Below are 16,617 nucleotides of genomic sequence, written 5' to 3' on the forward strand. Positions count from 1 at the left end.
TGGATGGAGCAGAGATATATGTCCTATAAAAAACTCTTCGAGCAGTGGAATAATGTAAATGAAATGGAAGCTGTATGGAAGGATGACCTCAAGCTTTTAGCAAATGATGAAAAAAGACAAGAGGATGCTTTTTATCGTGATTTAGAATTTGGTACTGGTGGAATGAGGGGAGAAATAGGAGCTGGAACGAACCGTATAAATAATTATACGGTTCGCAAGGCTACTACTGGTTTAGTGGAATACATAAAAGTGGCTGGGACAGAGGCAATGAATCGCGGTGTAGTGATTGCCTATGACAGTCGAAGATTTTCACCCGAATTTGCCAAGGAAGCAGCTCGAACACTAGCTGCTGGAGGGGTAAAGGCCTATGTATATACGGAGCCTAGAACAACCCCGCAGCTATCTTTTTCGGTTAGAGAGCTAAATGCCTATATGGGAATTGTAATTACAGCGAGTCATAATCCACCAGAATATAACGGTTACAAGGTATATGGACAAGACGGTGCACAATTAAATTTATTGGATGCAGATTCGGTAATAGAATATGTAAAAAAAGCAGGAGATGCACTATCTATTAAAAATGATGAAGTCAATGAGGAGCTCATCGTTTATTTAGACGAAAGCATAGATGCTTCTTACATAGATGCTCTAAAAACTGTCCAAGAGAATTCAACTCTTGCTCAAAAAACAGATTTAAAGGTAGTCTTTACTCCCTTACATGGTGCTTCTGGGGAGACAGTCCAGCGAATTTTAAGCGAAGCAGGCTATCAGCATATCTTTTATGTGAATGAACAAATGGAACCAAATGGAGAATTTCCAACCGTTGTTTCTCCTAACCCGGAAGAGAAAAGTGCATTTGAATATGCTATTCAATATGGTGAAAAGCATGGTGCAGATTTACTAATCGCTGTAGATCCTGACGGAGACAGAGTGGGAGCAGCGGTTAAGGCTGATAGTGGCTATAAGCTTCTAACAGGCAACCAAACCGGTGCTATCTTAATAGAATACTTATTGATGATGCGCAAGGAAAAAGGGACGATGCCTGCAAACGGTCGAGTGTTTAAAACGATAGTTACATCCGATTTAGGCAGAGTAATCGCTGAGTACTACGGAGCAAGTACAGAGGACGTGTTGACTGGCTTCAAATTTATCGGAGAGAAAATTAAAAACTATGAGGAAACGAAGGAATTTGAATTTCTATTTGGTTATGAAGAGAGCTATGGCTATTTAGTGAAGGACTTCGCACGAGACAAGGATGCTGTACAAAGTGTATTGGTATTAGTTGAAGCAGCTGCCTACTATAAACAGCAAGGGCTGACATTAGTTGATGTCTTAAACAATCTTTATGAAAGACATGGCTATTATCTAGAAGGCTTAGTGTCTGTTACAAAAAAAGGGGTAAGCGGTGCAAAGGCAATTGCTAATCTACTGGAGCAAATAAGAGTGAACCCTATAAAGGAAATTGCAGGTATAGAGGTGTTGTCTCAAGAAGATTATTTATCATCTTTAAGAACATTTACAGACGGCAGAGAGCAAGAACAGATTTTATTGCCATCTTCTAATGTGTTGAAATACTTTTTGGCAGATGGTTCCTGGGTTTGTGTACGACCTAGCGGTACTGAGCCTAAAGTAAAATATTATTTTGGGGTAATAAGTGAATCTGCAGAGGAAAGTAAGCAAAAGCTTGAAGCGATTAAAGAATCATTTTCTAGTAATTTAAATCAATATTTAGAGTAGAGACAAGGCGCTGAATTATTTTATTCAGTGCCTTTTTTTAGCGAAAAATTATATATTTACATGTAAGTCATGAACTTTAGATGATTGATTTCCGCTCTCGGCGGACGCTTTCCGTGGGGTGAGCGATAAGCCATCACCGTCGCTTGCGCGTCGTTTTGTAATGTCTTATCTGTCTCTCGTCCCACCGGAGTCGCCGCCTGCCGCTCCAATCAAATGTTAAATAGGTAATGAGAAAGTCATAAGGACGAATTTAACAAAAATCTGTTTTTTTTGGTATGTTAAAGGACAAGAGTAATTGAAACGAAAACTTCAAAATGCTGTCTAATTATAAAAGAGGTGATGATTTTGAAAAAAATTAATTTAATTATATCCTTTATGTTTATATCAATTGGTTTATTTGGTTGCCAACAAAACGATAATGAGAATGTTGATAACGAACCGTCTGAAACCCAACCATTAGATACAAAAGCCGAGGTCCTAGAAGAAGATTTTGTATATCGACTTGTTACGGAAAAAGCAGAATACGGTAAGAATGAACCTATAAAAATTTATGCGGAATTAGAATATACAGGCGGTAAAGAAGAGATTGAAATTTTTCATTCAGCTTCACCATTTTCTTTCCCAATGATTGAGACTACGAGAAATTATGAAATTGGATACGGCATGGATCAACCATTATTAAGCACTAAACTATTAAAAGGGGAACCACTCCGTGCAGAATATAGTGGAAGTGGCGGATACGATTCAAAGGATAAAAAAGAATATATAGATTTTATGAGGCAAATTATGAATCAGGAATTTCCGGAAGGACGTTATGTTGTAAATGGCATTGCAGATTTTTATATTATAGCTAATGAGGAAACTGAACAAGAGAAAAAATATATTATAAAAGCAAACGTTGAATTTAGGGTTAAACATAGTAATTAGAAAAAGACTTTTCACTACCGGGTGCTTTACTTCTAGAGGGAGTAAAGCTTTTTTCTTAAACTATATCGACAGTTTATACAAAATCAATTTAAGAATACCTGAAAGTTTTTAAGAATGGTGAGGAAACCCATTTTAGAAGGGGGGTTCTTTCTTGTTATACTAACCGGTGCTTTAGTAAAAAAACAGACATCAAAGTAAAAAGAGCTTGGAGATACATTTTCCAGGTCATTTTTTGTGAGTATTTTAAATTCCTAATCTTTAACATAGCCTTTTTTTATAGATAAAAATGCTACGGGTAGTTTCTCCAAAGATATACTATCAGTGGTGCCAAATGAAATATCATCTTCGCCGCCCTGTTTAGTTATCTTCTTAAGTCTTACCAATTGCTTATTTGGAGGCATAGTTGCTCACGCTATTCTTATTTTCAGTCAAAAGTATGATGCTTCTATTATTTATAGGTAGACCTTTTCCATGATAAGATGAATATAACAGGTAGGTTAGATGGAGGAATTGAAATGCAATCGAAGGAACTTTCCAATATAGAGCTGTTGAAGGAAATAGCAGAACTTTTAAATGAAGAGACAGAAATGGAACAAATGCTACAGGGAGCACTTCGAAAGCTATTGGAGGGTACCATTTTTGAGACAGGCTGGATTTTTTTTATTGGAGAAAAAGGAAAGCAGGAGTTAATTGCTCATGAAAATCTCCCGAATACTTTAGAACAAAATAACTGTCGTCACCTACAAAAGGGTGGCTGTTGGTGTGTTTCTAGATTTCGAAATGGAGAGTTGAAAAAAGCCTCTAATATAATCGAATGTCAACGGATTGAAAATGCTAATAAAACTAAAGAGGTTATTGAAGAAGAGATTACACATCATGCTACGGTTCCTTTACAATCTGGACAGGAACGCTTTGGACTATTAAATGTTGCTACAGCCAATACAGTCCGCTTTGAGGATGGGGAGTTAGCTCTATTAGAATCGGTCGCCTTTCAAATAGGCTCGGCGATTAAACGAATTTTGCTGACCAAGCAGGAGCAGCAGGTAGCTCTAGTGCAAGAAAGAAATAGATTAGCTCGAGATTTACATGATTCTGTAAACCAATTGCTTTTTTCGGTAACCTTGACTGCTCGTGGTGGTATAGAAATGACAGAACAGCCTGAGGTGAAGGGAACGTTTAAAGAGATTCAATATTTAACCCAGGAAGCATTAACTGAAATGCGCGCACTTATTTGGCAGCTCCGCCCGAGGGGATTAGAAACTGGAATAATAGAAGGGTTAAAGGGCTATGGAGACATATTGGGTTTAACCCTAAATATTCAAGTGAAGGGGGTTATCAACCTCCCAGCAAAAATTGAGGAAACATTATTTCGAATTGCCCAAGAAGCATTAAATAATATTCGTAAACATTCAGGGGTATTAAAAGCGGAAATTTATGTGACGGTTACCTCTACAGATGTTTTATTGGTCGTAAAGGATGAGGGATGCGGATTTCATATGAAAGATTTAAGAATGCTTCCTTCTATTGGATTACAAAGCATGAAGGATCGCGCAAACTCTGTCAGTGGCACAGTGGACTGGGTGACTGAAGCAAACAAAGGGACAGAAATTTTAGTCCGATTACCTTATTAGGGGGGATAAAGATGATCAGAGTATTAATAGCTGATGACCATCATGTAGTTAGACGAGGATTAATGTTCTTTTTGAAAACACAAAAAGATATGGATATCGTAGGGGAAGCAACTAATGGAAAAGAAGCTGTAGAACTGACAGAAACATTGAAGCCGGACATAATTTTAATGGATCTAGTTATGCCGGAAATGGATGGCATTCAAGCTACCAAAAGAATTAAAGTAAAGTATCCTTCTATTCAAATACTAATGCTAACAAGTTTTTCTGACAGGGATCATGTGATACCAGCTTTAAAAGCAGGAGCATCAGGATATCAGCTAAAGGATATCGAGCCGGACGATTTAGCTGAAGCTATTAGGAAATTAATGCGTGGTGAAAACACTATCCACCCAGAGGCAACTAGTCAAATGGAAAAAGAAAATGAGCCAAGAGAAGTGCTGCCGCATGAGGAATATCCTCTAACTCCAAGGGAACAGGATGTGCTAGCAGAGCTAACAAAAGGTAAAAGTAACCGTGAGATTGCTTCTTCGTTGTTTGTGACTGAGAAAACAGTAAAAACCCATATTTCCAATATTTTTTCAAAGCTACAGGTCCAAGACCGTACTCAGGCTGCATTATATGCAGTTAAGCATGGTTTGACTGAGTCAAGTGGTCAATGAGAGGACAATTTCCAAAGAATATGTTATGAGAAGAAAGGAGTGCTGTAATTATCATAGCACTCCTTTTAACTATTAATTTTTTTCTATCGTTAATAGTAATTATGAAATTGATTCAGACTACAGGCTCGACCCGTGCACCAGGAGAACACCGACTATGTAGTAGAAAAGAGTCCCGGAAATTTACTAATAGGTAAATTTCCGGGACTCTTGAATTTATAAGGCGGGTTTTGTCCCAGCCTCTATTTTATGGTGTATTATTTATTCTTCTATGGATTCTTCTTGCTCCTCTTGTTCATCAGGAGCTTTTACAACTTCTAAGTATTGAATATGATGTCCGTCGATTTCTTTGACAGTAAATTCATACCCCTGTTCTAGGAGCTTTTCACCACTGACAGCATCGTAGCTTTTTGTCATAAACCACCCACCAATAGTATCAATATCTTCTTCATCGATATTAATATTGAGTAAGTCATTTAAACTTTCAATTAACATTTTAGCGTCAATTATATAATGGTTTTCTGCAACCTTCTGAACCTCAGGTAGCTCATCTGTGTCAAACTCATCGCGGATATCACCTACGATTTCCTCAATGATATCTTCAATCGTGACAAGACCAGAAGTACCGCCGTATTCATCCATTAAGATGGCCATATGAATACGTTCACGTTGGATTTTAAGTAATAAATCAGCGATAGGCATGTTTTCAATCACTCGAATAATTGGTTGCATATAGTCTACTACTGGAGTAGAGGCATTTGCAGGATCACGTATGAAGGCAGTTAAAAGATTTTTCATATTAACTAGTCCAATGATATGGTCTTTGTCTCCGTCAGTTACAGGATATCTTGTAAATTGTTCGACGCCTACTACTTCAAATACTTCACTAAGAGTTAAATCCTTATCAATAGAAGTAATTTCAGTTCTAGGTACCATAATTTCCTTCGCTATGCGATCATCAAATTCAAAGATTTTATTTACATACTTATATTCTGCTTGATTGATTTCTCCACCTTTAAAACTATCGGAAAGAATCATACGCAATTCTTCCTCTGAATGGGCTACTTCTGATTCTGAAACAGGCTCTAATCCAAACACCTTGGTTGCTAAGAAACGTGCAGATCCATTCATACCATGGATTACAGGATACATAACTTTATCAAAGATGACTAGAGGCTTGGCAACTGCCAATGTAATCTGTTCAGATCGTTGTATAGCAAATGTTTTAGGGGTTAATTCTCCAACTACTACATGTATGAATGTTACTAATGAGAATGCAATGATAAATGAAAGTATGGAAGAAACACTTTCAGGAAGCTCAAAATACTCAAATGCTGGATGTAATATTCTTTCTATAGTAGGCTCTCCCAACCACCCTAATCCTAATGCGGTGATGGTAATACCAAGCTGACAAGCAGATAGGTATTCATCCAAATTAGAAACAACCTTCTTAGCATTTATAGCTTTCTTGTTTCCCTCAGCTAAAAGCTGATCGATTCTTGTTGTTCTTACTTTTACTATTGCGAATTCACTTGCAACGAAAAATGCAGTGAGTGCGATTAAGACAGCAAATGCTGTCAACCGTATGGCTATGTCCAAATAATTACTTTGTCCCTAACCCAAATGAGGGGTAGAACAAAGTGTACACCTCCTGTTTTCTAAAAAATAGTTTCTAGGTTTAATAATAAAATATATAAAAAGAAATTACAAATCTTTATTCTTTATGTTGAAACTTTATTACCCCAACTGTAATCTTGAAGTGTATATTTCCTATTACATGAATAATTTTTTAGGCTGGGGAGGAGTGTAAAAAACAATGAAAAAGTATATTGAAATAGCAAAGACTTCAACAAAGCTGGGACTTACATCTTTCGGAGGTCCGGCAGCTCATCTTGGATATTTTCGGGAAGAATATGTGCTGAAAAGAAAATGGCTTGACGAGAAGCTGTATGCAGATATTGTAGCAGTTTGTCAGTTCCTGCCTGGGCCCGCATCCTCTCAAGTGGGCATAGCCATCGGAATTATGCGAGGTGGTCTAATTGGAGGAATCGTTTCTTTTTTAGGTTTTACGTTACCTTCTGTCCTATTGCTTGTACTATTTTCTGCACTTCTATCTTCTACTGGCTCATTCGATAGTGGTTGGTTACAGGGCTTGAAAATTGTTGCTGTTACTATTGTTGCTCATGCTTTAATTGGAATGCAAAAGTCACTGGCACCAGATCGTATAAGAATTTCTATTGCAATATCATGTGCCATCTTAACTTTACTTATCCCAACTATAGTAGGACAATTTAGCATTCTAATTGGGGCAGGGTTGTTTGGGTATATATGTTTTCGCTCAGATAGTAATGAGACTGATACAAATATAGTGCTTCCGTTTGGAAAAAGAACTAGCATATTTGCTTGGCTATTGTTTTTTGGGCTTCTTATTTTTCTGCCCTTGCTAAAACCTTTTACCCATTCTGTTTATTATTCTATTTTTGACACTTATTATCGTGTAGGCTCTTTAGTGTTTGGGGGAGGGCATGTCGTCCTTCCTATGCTTCAACGAGAAGTTGAGCTTTCTCCTGATGTGTTTTTGGCTGGATATGGGGCAGCACAGGCAGTACCCGGACCATTGTTTACAATCGCTAGTTTCCTTGGACATGCAACTGCCGGAATTCCAGGTGCCTTGTTGGCAACCTTAGCTATTTTTTTACCATCGTTTCTTTTGGTAATCGGTATTTTGCCTTTTTGGTCGATTATACGGAACAAAAAAGGGATTCAAAATGCGTTAAAAGGTATAAATGCGGGGGTTGTTGGAATTCTTCTGGCTGCATTATATAATCCAGTTTTTACAAGTGCTGTACAGGAAACATCTGATTTTATAATTGTATTAATCACTATTACTCTATTAGTAATTTATAAATGGGCTCCATATAAGGTAGTAATTTTAAGTGCATTTTTAGGTTTTGTTTTTCATATTATTTAACAGAGTTAAGATTTTTGTGCACGAGTGCCTACTGCTTAATATCCTGAAAAGATGGAATATACTTTATTAGGATGAATGATTTTAATTGTCTATTTTTTCGAAATGTATTGACAACGAAACTTTTATTGAGATAATATTAAGTGACACTAAATAATTTTGAAATGGAGGTATGAATAATGATTCGTTTAAAAGATATCGCAAATAATTTTATAGCTTGTTCATACCTACCATTTGACGCTAAATGACTGTTTAATAGCATAATATTACTATGTCTATTTTAAAGTGCATTACCGTATCATGGGTAATGCACTTTTTTTGTGTCTATTATTTCCAAATTTTGGTGTATAAAATGAGGAGGGAGTGTTGAATATGATTATTCAACGAGCAAAGCAAATCTTAATAAAGGAATCTCTTGAAGGTGGATAGCCGAAAAATGTAAAGGAAAGAAAAGAGGGACAAACGAATGTTTTCAGTATTATTTAAGTTAAAGTGGTTTTTTAAAGATCATTGGAAAAGATACACAGTCGCTGTCGGTGTGCTAATCATTGCGAGTGCATTTGAAATTTTGCCTCCTTGGCTAGTAGGAAGAGCGATTGATACTATTACGCTAGGCAATATGAATAGTGACTTATTATTGAAATATGTAATTTATTTTGTAGGCATCATTATTGTTGGATATATCTTGAATTATGTTTGGCAGTATCAATTATTTGGTGGTTCTATTTCTATTGAGCGTATTTTACGCACTAAGTTGAATCGCAAGTTTTTAAGCATGACACCGACATTTTACGAGAAAAATCGTACAGGTGACTTAATGGCCCGTGCTACAAATGATTTAAATGCAGTAGCAACTACAGCCGGCTTTGGAATTATGACCTTAATAGATTCGACAATGTACATGGCAGCACTTATCTTAGCAATGGGTTTTCTTATTTCATGGAAGCTTACTTTTTTTGCGCTATTACCTATACCAATTCTTGCACTTATAATGCAATATTTAGGTAAGATTATCCATGAAAAGTATATGATTGCACAGGATGCATTTGGTGATTTAAATGACCGTGTTTTAGAGTCTATCGCTGGTGTAAGAGTAATTCGTGCTTACGTCCAAGAGCGTGCCGATGAGAAGAACTTTGCAGACATGAGTGAAGAGGTTTACCAAAAAAACATGGTAGTAGAGCGCATTGATGCATTGTTCGGACCAATCACCAAAGTAGGTACGGGGATTAGTTATGTAGTTGCACTTGGATATGGTGCTTATTTAGTCTCTAAAGGTGAAATGACAGTAGGAAATCTAATCACCTTTAACGTATATCTTGGTATGGCTATTTGGCCAATGTTTGCTATCGGTGAACTGATAAATGTTATGCAAAGAGGAAATGCCTCGCTTGATCGAGTACAGGAAACGTTGGACTACGACGCGGATGTCAAGGACCCAACTGCTCCAGTCAAACTAAAAGATGTCACGTCTATCGGTTTTGATGAGGTGGGCTTTCAATACCCATTGTCTCAGGTAAAAAATTTAGAAAATATCCGTGTGAACCTACAAAGAGGCCAAACGCTTGGAATTGTTGGTAAAACAGGCTCGGGGAAGACCACCTTTATGAAGCAACTATTAAAGGAATATCCAATAGGAGCTGGTCAACTGACTATAGGGGATATTCCAATTTCAGAGCAAACAAAGGAGCAGGTGCTAGATTGGATTGGATATGTCCCTCAGGATCATGTTTTGTTCTCCAGAACGATACGTCAAAATATTCTTCTAGGGAAAGAAAATGCTTCAGAGGAAGAGCTAGAGGAAGCAATTCGTTTAGCACACTTCCAGCAGGATTTAATGAATCTTCCAATGGGATTAGAGACTTTGGTTGGAGAAAAAGGGGTTTCCTTATCTGGTGGACAGAAGCAAAGGGTATCGATTGCCCGTGCACTTATTAAGAATCCAGAGATTCTTCTATTAGATGATTCACTCTCAGCAGTGGATGCTAAAACAGAAGCGAAAATTATTGAAAATATACAAAATGAACGTAGTGGGAAGACAACAATTATTACGACGCATCGTTTGTCAGGCATTCAGCATGCCGACCAAATCATCGTTTTAGATGAAGGAATCATTGTAGAACAAGGTACGCATGAGGAACTTCTAAAGCAAAATGGTTGGTACAAGGAACAATATGATCGTCAACAGCTTGAGGGGGTGTCGTCATGAGTACAGGAAAACGACTCTACCATTATGCGTTATTTTATAAAAAACCAATTGTTCTTGGTTTAATCTTTCTAACTATCGCTGTAATTGCTGACTTAACAGGACCTTTTATCGCAAAAAAAATCCTTGATGATCACATTACATCGGGTGCTATCGATCTAGAGCCGATTCTAATGCTCCTAGCAGTATTCTTTGGCTTAAGTATCGTCACAGCAGTTTTTAGATATTTTATGTTCATTAACTTGCAGGTTGGAGCGAATCGCGTTGTTCAGAAGCTTCGTAATGATGTTTTTCAGCACATTCAAACTTTACCTATACAGTATTTTGATAACTTGCCTGCAGGTAAGGTAGTAGCTCGTGTGACGAATGATACGGAAGCCATTCGCAATCTTTATGTCCAGGTACTATCACAGTTTGCTACCAGTATTATTTCTATTACTGGAGTTTATATAGCAATGTTCATATTAGATGTAAAAATGGCAGCAATCGCATTGTTTGTTGTACCAATAGTTTATATATGGATGCTTGCTTATCGAAGATATGCATCCCAGTATAATCATATTGTTCGAACAAAGATTGCAGATATGAATGCTATGTTAAATGAATCAATTCAAGGAATGTCCATCATTCAAGCTTTTAAACGAGAGAAGCAAATGGATCGTGAGTTTGAGGAGATGAATGAAGAGCATTACAATTATCAGCGTAAGCTCTTAAAACTGGATTCTGCTACATCCTTTAATTTGGTCCAGGTTCTACGGTCTATCATGTTCGCTCTATTTATTTTGGTGTTTGGGAGCCAGTCAATGGAACCTGGTGCAATCGTATCTGCCGGTTTACTTTATGCATTCGTAGATTATACGACTAGGTTATTTAATCCGATTACAGGAATAGTAAATCAGTTTGCACAACTAGAGCGTTCACTTGTGGCTGGAAGCAGAGTATTTGAGCTTTTGGATGAAAACGGTGAAAAAGTAGAAGATAATCGAATGGAACGATACGAAGGAAATGTGGAGTTTCAAAACGTATCCTTTGCCTATAAAGAAAATGATTATGTATTAAAAAACTTGAACTTTGTCGCGAACAAGGGAGAAACAGTTGCCCTAGTAGGGCATACAGGATCGGGAAAAAGCTCTATTATGAATTTGTTATTCCGATTCTATGACCCAACAAAAGGGAAAATTTTAATAGATGGAATAGATATCACTTCACTACCGAGACAGACAATTCGTAATCATATGGGAATTGTATTACAGGACCCATATTTATTCTCAGGTACTATTGAAACAAATGTCAGCTTAAATGACCCAAGTATTTCACGAGAAAAGGTAGAGGCTGCGTTAGAAGCAGTGGGTGGAGAGAGAGTATTAAAAAATCTTGAAAAAGGGCTAGATGAACCGGTGATTGAGAAGGGAAGCACACTATCATCCGGTCAAAGACAGCTTGTATCCTTTGCGAGAGCACTTGCGTTCGACCCGGCTATTCTAATACTAGATGAAGCAACCTCTAATATTGATACTGAAACAGAAGAAATTATCCAGCATGCGATGGATGTATTGAAAAAAGGAAGAACTACCTTCATCATCGCACATAGACTTTCTACTATTAAGAATGCTGACCGTATTTTAGTATTAGATCGTGGTGAAATTGTAGAAAGTGGTACTCATGACGAGTTGCTGCAACTACAAGGTCGTTATGAACAAATGTATAAGCTACAAGCAGGAGTATCTCCTCACGCATAAGGCGAGAGGGGGTATTCCCTTTTTTTAGTGCTATCACTGTGCTCATCAGTAAATATACTTTTTATTTGTTAAATAGCTATGTGAGCCAAGCCATCTAAGTCAAACGAGGAAATAGAACTTATAAAATATTAATATTTTATAGATTGTATTTTTCTAACGCACATCGTATATTTAGTGTATCGAAATAAAATAGAAGAGGTCTTAAATATGATTCCTTGGCTTGCAGACTGGAAAAAGAAGATTGCAACGTTTAACCTGAATATCCAAATGTTTATGCTAGCGAATGTACTCATCCAGATTGGAATGGGTGTTTTTTCTGTAATGTACAATTTGTACATAAAAGAGCTTGGTTATCCTGAAACATTAAACGGAAAAATAATTGCAATGACCTCCTTGGCCTCTGCGCTTATGCTAGTCCCTGCTGGATTTTTAAGCGATCGATTTGGAAGAAAGAAAATTATTATTATCGGTGCTGTCGTTGCTTCTTTTACGTTGTTTTATCGAAGTTTAATGATTGGGGAGCAGTCTTTAATCTATGCAGCTTTTTTCACCGGCCTTTTTATGGCACTCGTCCAAGTATCAGGAGTTCCTTTTTTGGCGGAGAACTCCAAAGCGAGTGAGCGGATGCATCTCTTTAGCATTCATTTTTCTCTTATGACGGTAGCTGGTGTTATCGGAAGTCTTGGTGGAGGGGTTATGGCAGATATGCTCCATACTTTTGGAGATATTTCAGTTGTCAATTCCATTAAATACGTGTTAATTTTAGGGGCTGTTATATTCACACTTGGTCTCTTGCCACTCCTACGATTACAGACAGTGAAAGCAAAGGAAATGGCTGCTGACCTGGTAGCGGATAGCAAAGAAGGGCCAAGTGGCTTTCGTAAAAATTTAAAGATAATCATATTGTTTGGCTTTGCCAATCTACTAATTGGTACCGGCTCTGGATTGGTTATCCCGTATTTAAATTTATATTTTTCTAATCGTTTTGGAGCATCCAATTCGTATATAGGTCTTATTTTGTCGTTAGGTTCTGCTATGACTGCCATAGCTATGCTACTAGGGCCAGCTTTAGTCAAACGGGTGGGTAAGGTAAAGGCATTGGTTATCTTTCAACTGTTATCTATTCCCTTCCTATTTATAACTGGCTACACTAATTCTCTTGTGATTGCTTCTATTGCCTTTCTCATGCGCCAAGCGCTTATGAATGCTGGAAATCCTATACAGAGCGCAATAGCGATGGATTTGGTACAGGATAAATATAAAGGTCTGGCGAATTCCGTGAACCAAATGGTCTTTAATGTTGGGTGGGCCAGCACAGGGGCAATTTCAACAGGATTAGTGATGACCTTTGGATTCTACTGGGGCTATGCCTATACATTTACAATTACAGGCATTTTGTATTTAATTGCCTCCACTTATTTTTTTATTGTATTCGGAAGAAAAAAACTAGATAGTACATAAAGTAAAACAACCTATGGAAATTTCCAATAGGTTGTTTTTTCTTTTTATTTTAATGAGGCAATGTTAAAGGTGAGGGAGGCAGCTCTTCTCTCAAACGTTATTTTATAGAAAATCTATACACTTTAACATTTTATAAAAAGCTCCTGAGCGCAAATTGTATGCGAGTCAAGAGCTCATTTATAGTACAACTAGCTTTTATTATGCTTTAACTAGTATTCCGCCTTCTTTTAGGTATTTTTGAATTCCTTCAGATGCACGATACGAAAGAGCACCAAGTGTGCCAGTTGGATTGAAGCAACTATTATGTGGGAATGCAGATGAACCTACCACAAATACGTTTTCAGCTTCCCACATTTGTAGGTATGTGTTAAGAGCAGATGTTGCTGGGTCAGCACCCATAATAACACCGCCTGTGTTATGTGTGTTGGTATCTTTGTTTACGTTAAATGGAGCTTGTTCTTCACTTGTATCAATAATATCTGCACCAATTTCTTCTGCAATTTTGCGCGTGATTGTTGACATGTATTTACCCATCGCACGATCATTATCTGTATACTCATATGTCATACGTAGTAATGGATATCCAAATTCGTCTTTAAATTCTGGGTCGAGATCCAGGTAATTTTCTTTATGTGGTAAAGATGCACCTTGTGTTTTAACTGGGAAGTTTGAGTTAGCGTATTTAATAGATTTTTCTTTAAACTCCGCACCCCAGGTTGGTGTTCCAGCAGGTACCCGGTTTACTGCAATTGGACGGTCCCCATATTGTGTTGAACGAATGCCAGCACCGTGTATGAAGTCCACTTCAGAATGGTCAAAGTTATCACCCATATATTCAGCAATCTCCATGCCTAATGCTCCAGCACCACCGTATAGATTAAACTCTCTGTCCTCAAAGAATAGCTGAGAACCTCCAGCTGTTATTTGATAACAGTAGTTTTTACCAATTGTTCCTTTACCTGTTTTTGGATCATAAGGAGTACCTAGACCAGAATTTAGAAGTAAACGAGCATTGTTGAATACATAACTTGCAACTACAACTACATCGGCAGGCTGCTCAAATTTTTCTCCCGTTAGCATATCAACGTAAATAACTCCGGTTGCTTTGCCACCATTATTGGTTAATTCTAAAACATTAGAATGTGTACGAAGTTCTAGCTTACCTGTTTGTTTTGCAACCGGAATTACTGTTACAGCAGGGTCACCTTTTGCTCCATATTCACATCCAAAGTTTTCACAATATGCACAGTATTGGCATGCGCCACGAGAGATACCATCTGGATTTGTATATGCTTCTGAAAGGTTGGCTGCAGGCATAACAAAAGGTTTGTATCCTAAGCTTGTTGTTGCTTTTTCAAATTCTTTCATTAATGGTGTTTTCACTAAAGGAGGGGTTGGATATGGATTAGCACGTTTCCCCCATAGTTCTACTGTTTCCCCTGAAATACCAGCCATTTTTTCGAATGTATCATAATATGGTTCCATCTCATCATAAGTTAGACCCCAGTCGCTTAGACCTTCCATCCAAGCAGGAATTTTATCGATTCCGTAACGCTCAATTGTTTTCGTACGAATTTCGAAATCATAGGGTAGGAAGCGATAAGTTTGTCCATTCCAGTGACTACCTGCACCACCAACTCCGTCTCCTACTATGAATGTACCGTATTGACGCATCGGTAAAGCTTTACCCGATAACGTATTACGATAAGTAATCGTTTCTTTTGAAAGATCCTGCATTAGCTCTGTACGATGTTGGTAACGAAGTTCATCATGTCCCATTATATAATCAGCTGTTGTCCGGTCTTTACCGCGTTCTAATCCAACAACACTTATTCCTGCTTTCGTTAGTTCAGCTGAGACGATTCCACCAGCCCATCCCATCCCTACTACTACGACAGGTACTTTAGGTAATTTTGTAACCATTTATATGTCAGTCCCTTCAATTATTAATGTCCCATATGAGAATTTAAACTTTGTGGTTCAAGTTCGATAAATTTGTCATCTTGTATTTCAGCCACGTATTGCATACGAGATCCTGGATACTTACGCATACTCCAGCCCTCCATTTTATTATTACCACCATACATTGGGTCTGCATATACACCCTCAAGAGTTAATGTACGTAGCAAACTGAAAAACTGGGAAGAAGAAACTTTTCCGTATAATTCAACTTTACCTTCACTAAAAGCAAGAAGAACTTCATCTTGTTGAGTAGCTTCTAAATCTTTAAAGTCAAGTTCAAATTGTTCGTTACTATAGGTGTTTAAGCTATTTAAACCAGCTAGAAATAGATCTTTACGTAGAATTTTCGTTTGTGGACCTTGGTTTTCTTCAGCTTTATAAAAAGCACCTAAACGATAATCTTTTACGTTAGAACCCCATGGACCAGCCAATTGGTGATCAATATAAATAGCAGCGTTCAGTTCTTTGGCTCCAGGGCCATTTGCATCTTCAGGGAAAATACGTTCCACAGCTGCTTGAGTAACTTGGTATTGGTTTGGCGTGAAGAACATTAGAGCTACATTTGGATTAGCAGTAGGCGTTGCTGCGTGATTATGAGTTTCAGTAGTTGTTGATTTATCATCTTTTATTAAAAGACTTCCTAAAGCTCCACCTAAAACAACACCACCAACCGTCAAACCAGAATTTTTGATAAACGTACGTCTAGAAGAACGTTTGTCTAAAACGGAATTTTTATTTTCTTGTTCTGACATAATAATACCTCCCATAAATTTATGATTTTTTATTTAACTAATTAAATAAAAAAAGTGCAAAAATTATTCTTCTTTTAATGCACAATAGAGCTCCAATTATAAACAATCGTATGAAGAGCTGAAAAAACAAGTAATGAAGCTATAAAAATAGTGTATTTTCTTCCTGCCCAACAAAAAACAATGATGGCTAAACCAATTCCAGAACCTATTAGGGCAAACCAAGGGAATGGACTATTATAAAAAAAGAGTAAAAGTGCAAAATCAGCTACGAGAAAAAGGGCAAGTAGCACTTGATTGAGCATCCTCAATTCTTCTAAATTGTACTGCGTCATACTTATTCTCCTTTCTTATGCGATAATTAGCACTAATTAAATAAGATATTTTTGCATACAAAATAAACTTTTTTGTATGCAAAACAACATTATTCATTCTACTACAATCTTTAGTTGTTTGTACACATTAAAAATTATACATATGAGGATATATAATCATTAACTATTTTTGATCATCAAATTGATTGTTAAAAAGAAATGTTTTGAAGAAAAATAAGTTATTCTTAATAACTGAGGGAATAGATA

Annotated in this window: 12 protein-coding genes; 8 read left to right on the plus strand and 4 right to left on the minus strand. The window is 37.2% G+C overall.

Annotation, left to right across the window (positions count from 1 at the left end; all coding sequences use genetic code 11):
* The first annotated feature begins 18 nt into the window (after window positions 1-18).
* The 4 genes from D0S48_RS17325 (at window position 19) to D0S48_RS17340 (ending at window position 4,954) form a co-directional block, all read left to right on the plus strand.
* On the plus strand, window positions 19-1,737 hold the full coding sequence (locus D0S48_RS17325) for a phospho-sugar mutase (protein ID WP_151112986.1): 1,719 nt from the start codon (window positions 19-21) through the stop codon (window positions 1,735-1,737).
* A 345-nt stretch (window positions 1,738-2,082) separates the two neighbouring features.
* Complete coding sequence (locus tag D0S48_RS17330) at window positions 2,083-2,664, plus strand: hypothetical protein (RefSeq protein ID WP_191963826.1); 582 nt, start codon at window positions 2,083-2,085, stop codon at window positions 2,662-2,664.
* 515 nt (window positions 2,665-3,179) lie between these two features.
* Window positions 3,180-4,295 (plus strand): GAF domain-containing sensor histidine kinase, encoded by a 1,116-nt coding sequence (locus D0S48_RS17335; RefSeq protein ID WP_144541782.1) that lies wholly within the window; start codon window positions 3,180-3,182, stop codon window positions 4,293-4,295.
* 11 nt (window positions 4,296-4,306) lie between these two features.
* Entirely contained in the window at window positions 4,307-4,954 is a 648-nt protein-coding gene (locus D0S48_RS17340; protein ID WP_144541725.1) for a response regulator, read from the plus strand.
* 258 nt (window positions 4,955-5,212) lie between these two features.
* Here D0S48_RS17340 and D0S48_RS17345 read toward each other — a convergent pair whose 3' ends face one another.
* Complete coding sequence (locus tag D0S48_RS17345) at window positions 5,213-6,550, minus strand: hemolysin family protein (RefSeq protein WP_186318279.1); 1,338 nt, start codon at window positions 6,548-6,550, stop codon at window positions 5,213-5,215.
* A 217-nt stretch (window positions 6,551-6,767) separates the two neighbouring features.
* Here D0S48_RS17345 and chrA point away from each other — a divergent pair, with 217 nt between their 5' ends.
* The 4 genes from chrA (at window position 6,768) to D0S48_RS17365 (ending at window position 13,325) form a co-directional block, all read left to right on the plus strand.
* Window positions 6,768-7,922 carry a chromate efflux transporter gene (gene chrA / locus D0S48_RS17350; RefSeq protein WP_151112988.1) on the plus strand — a complete coding sequence of 385 codons (1,155 nt, stop codon included), beginning with the start codon at window positions 6,768-6,770 and terminating at the stop codon, window positions 7,920-7,922.
* 463 nt (window positions 7,923-8,385) lie between these two features.
* Window positions 8,386-10,128, plus strand: a complete 1,743-nt coding sequence (locus D0S48_RS17355) for an ABC transporter ATP-binding protein (protein ID WP_151112990.1) — start codon at window positions 8,386-8,388, stop codon at window positions 10,126-10,128.
* The gene (locus D0S48_RS17360; RefSeq protein ID WP_151112992.1) at window positions 10,125-11,864 is read left to right on the plus strand and encodes an ABC transporter ATP-binding protein; all 1,740 of its coding nucleotides are present in this window, start codon (window positions 10,125-10,127) and stop codon (window positions 11,862-11,864) included. The genes D0S48_RS17355 and D0S48_RS17360 overlap by 4 nt, the downstream gene beginning before the upstream one ends.
* A 207-nt stretch (window positions 11,865-12,071) precedes the next feature.
* Complete coding sequence (locus D0S48_RS17365) at window positions 12,072-13,325, plus strand: MFS transporter (RefSeq protein WP_151112994.1); 1,254 nt, start codon at window positions 12,072-12,074, stop codon at window positions 13,323-13,325.
* Between the two features lie 198 nt (window positions 13,326-13,523).
* On the opposite strand, the gene D0S48_RS17370 is transcribed toward D0S48_RS17365, so the two are convergent.
* The 3 genes from D0S48_RS17370 to D0S48_RS17380 form a co-directional block, all read right to left on the minus strand.
* The gene (locus D0S48_RS17370; protein WP_151112996.1) at window positions 13,524-15,248 is read right to left on the minus strand and encodes a GMC family oxidoreductase; all 1,725 of its coding nucleotides are present in this window, start codon (window positions 15,246-15,248) and stop codon (window positions 13,524-13,526) included.
* Window positions 15,249-15,271: 23 nt separating this feature from the next.
* On the minus strand, window positions 15,272-16,039 hold the full coding sequence (locus D0S48_RS17375) for a gluconate 2-dehydrogenase subunit 3 family protein (protein WP_144541739.1): 768 nt from the start codon (window positions 16,037-16,039) through the stop codon (window positions 15,272-15,274).
* 74 nt (window positions 16,040-16,113) lie between these two features.
* Window positions 16,114-16,371 carry a hypothetical protein gene (locus D0S48_RS17380; protein ID WP_151112998.1) on the minus strand — a complete coding sequence of 86 codons (258 nt, stop codon included), beginning with the start codon at window positions 16,369-16,371 and terminating at the stop codon, window positions 16,114-16,116.
* Window positions 16,372-16,617 lie beyond the last annotated feature (246 nt).

The sequence above is a fragment of the Psychrobacillus sp. AK 1817 genome (assembly GCF_008807035.1).
Lineage (GTDB): Bacteria > Bacillota > Bacilli > Bacillales_A > Planococcaceae > Psychrobacillus > Psychrobacillus faecigallinarum.

Bases quoted from the DNA above. Each gene is read 5' to 3' on its own strand.
- D0S48_RS17340 (WP_144541725.1), top strand. From the start codon at position 4,307: ATGATCAGAGTATTAATAGCTGATGACCATCATGTAGTTAGACGAGGA.
- D0S48_RS17335 (WP_144541782.1), top strand. From the start codon at position 3,180: ATGCAATCGAAGGAACTTTCCAATATAGAGCTGTTGAAGGAAATAGCA.
- D0S48_RS17355 (WP_151112990.1), top strand. From the start codon at position 8,386: ATGTTTTCAGTATTATTTAAGTTAAAGTGGTTTTTTAAAGATCATTGG.
- D0S48_RS17365 (WP_151112994.1), top strand. From the start codon at position 12,072: ATGATTCCTTGGCTTGCAGACTGGAAAAAGAAGATTGCAACGTTTAAC.
- D0S48_RS17360 (WP_151112992.1), top strand. From the start codon at position 10,125: ATGAGTACAGGAAAACGACTCTACCATTATGCGTTATTTTATAAAAAA.
- chrA (WP_151112988.1), top strand. From the start codon at position 6,768: ATGAAAAAGTATATTGAAATAGCAAAGACTTCAACAAAGCTGGGACTT.
- D0S48_RS17370 (WP_151112996.1), bottom strand. From the start codon at position 15,248: ATGGTTACAAAATTACCTAAAGTACCTGTCGTAGTAGTAGGGATGGGA.
- D0S48_RS17325 (WP_151112986.1), top strand. From the start codon at position 19: ATGTCCTATAAAAAACTCTTCGAGCAGTGGAATAATGTAAATGAAATG.
- D0S48_RS17375 (WP_144541739.1), bottom strand. From the start codon at position 16,039: ATGTCAGAACAAGAAAATAAAAATTCCGTTTTAGACAAACGTTCTTCT.
- D0S48_RS17380 (WP_151112998.1), bottom strand. From the start codon at position 16,371: ATGACGCAGTACAATTTAGAAGAATTGAGGATGCTCAATCAAGTGCTA.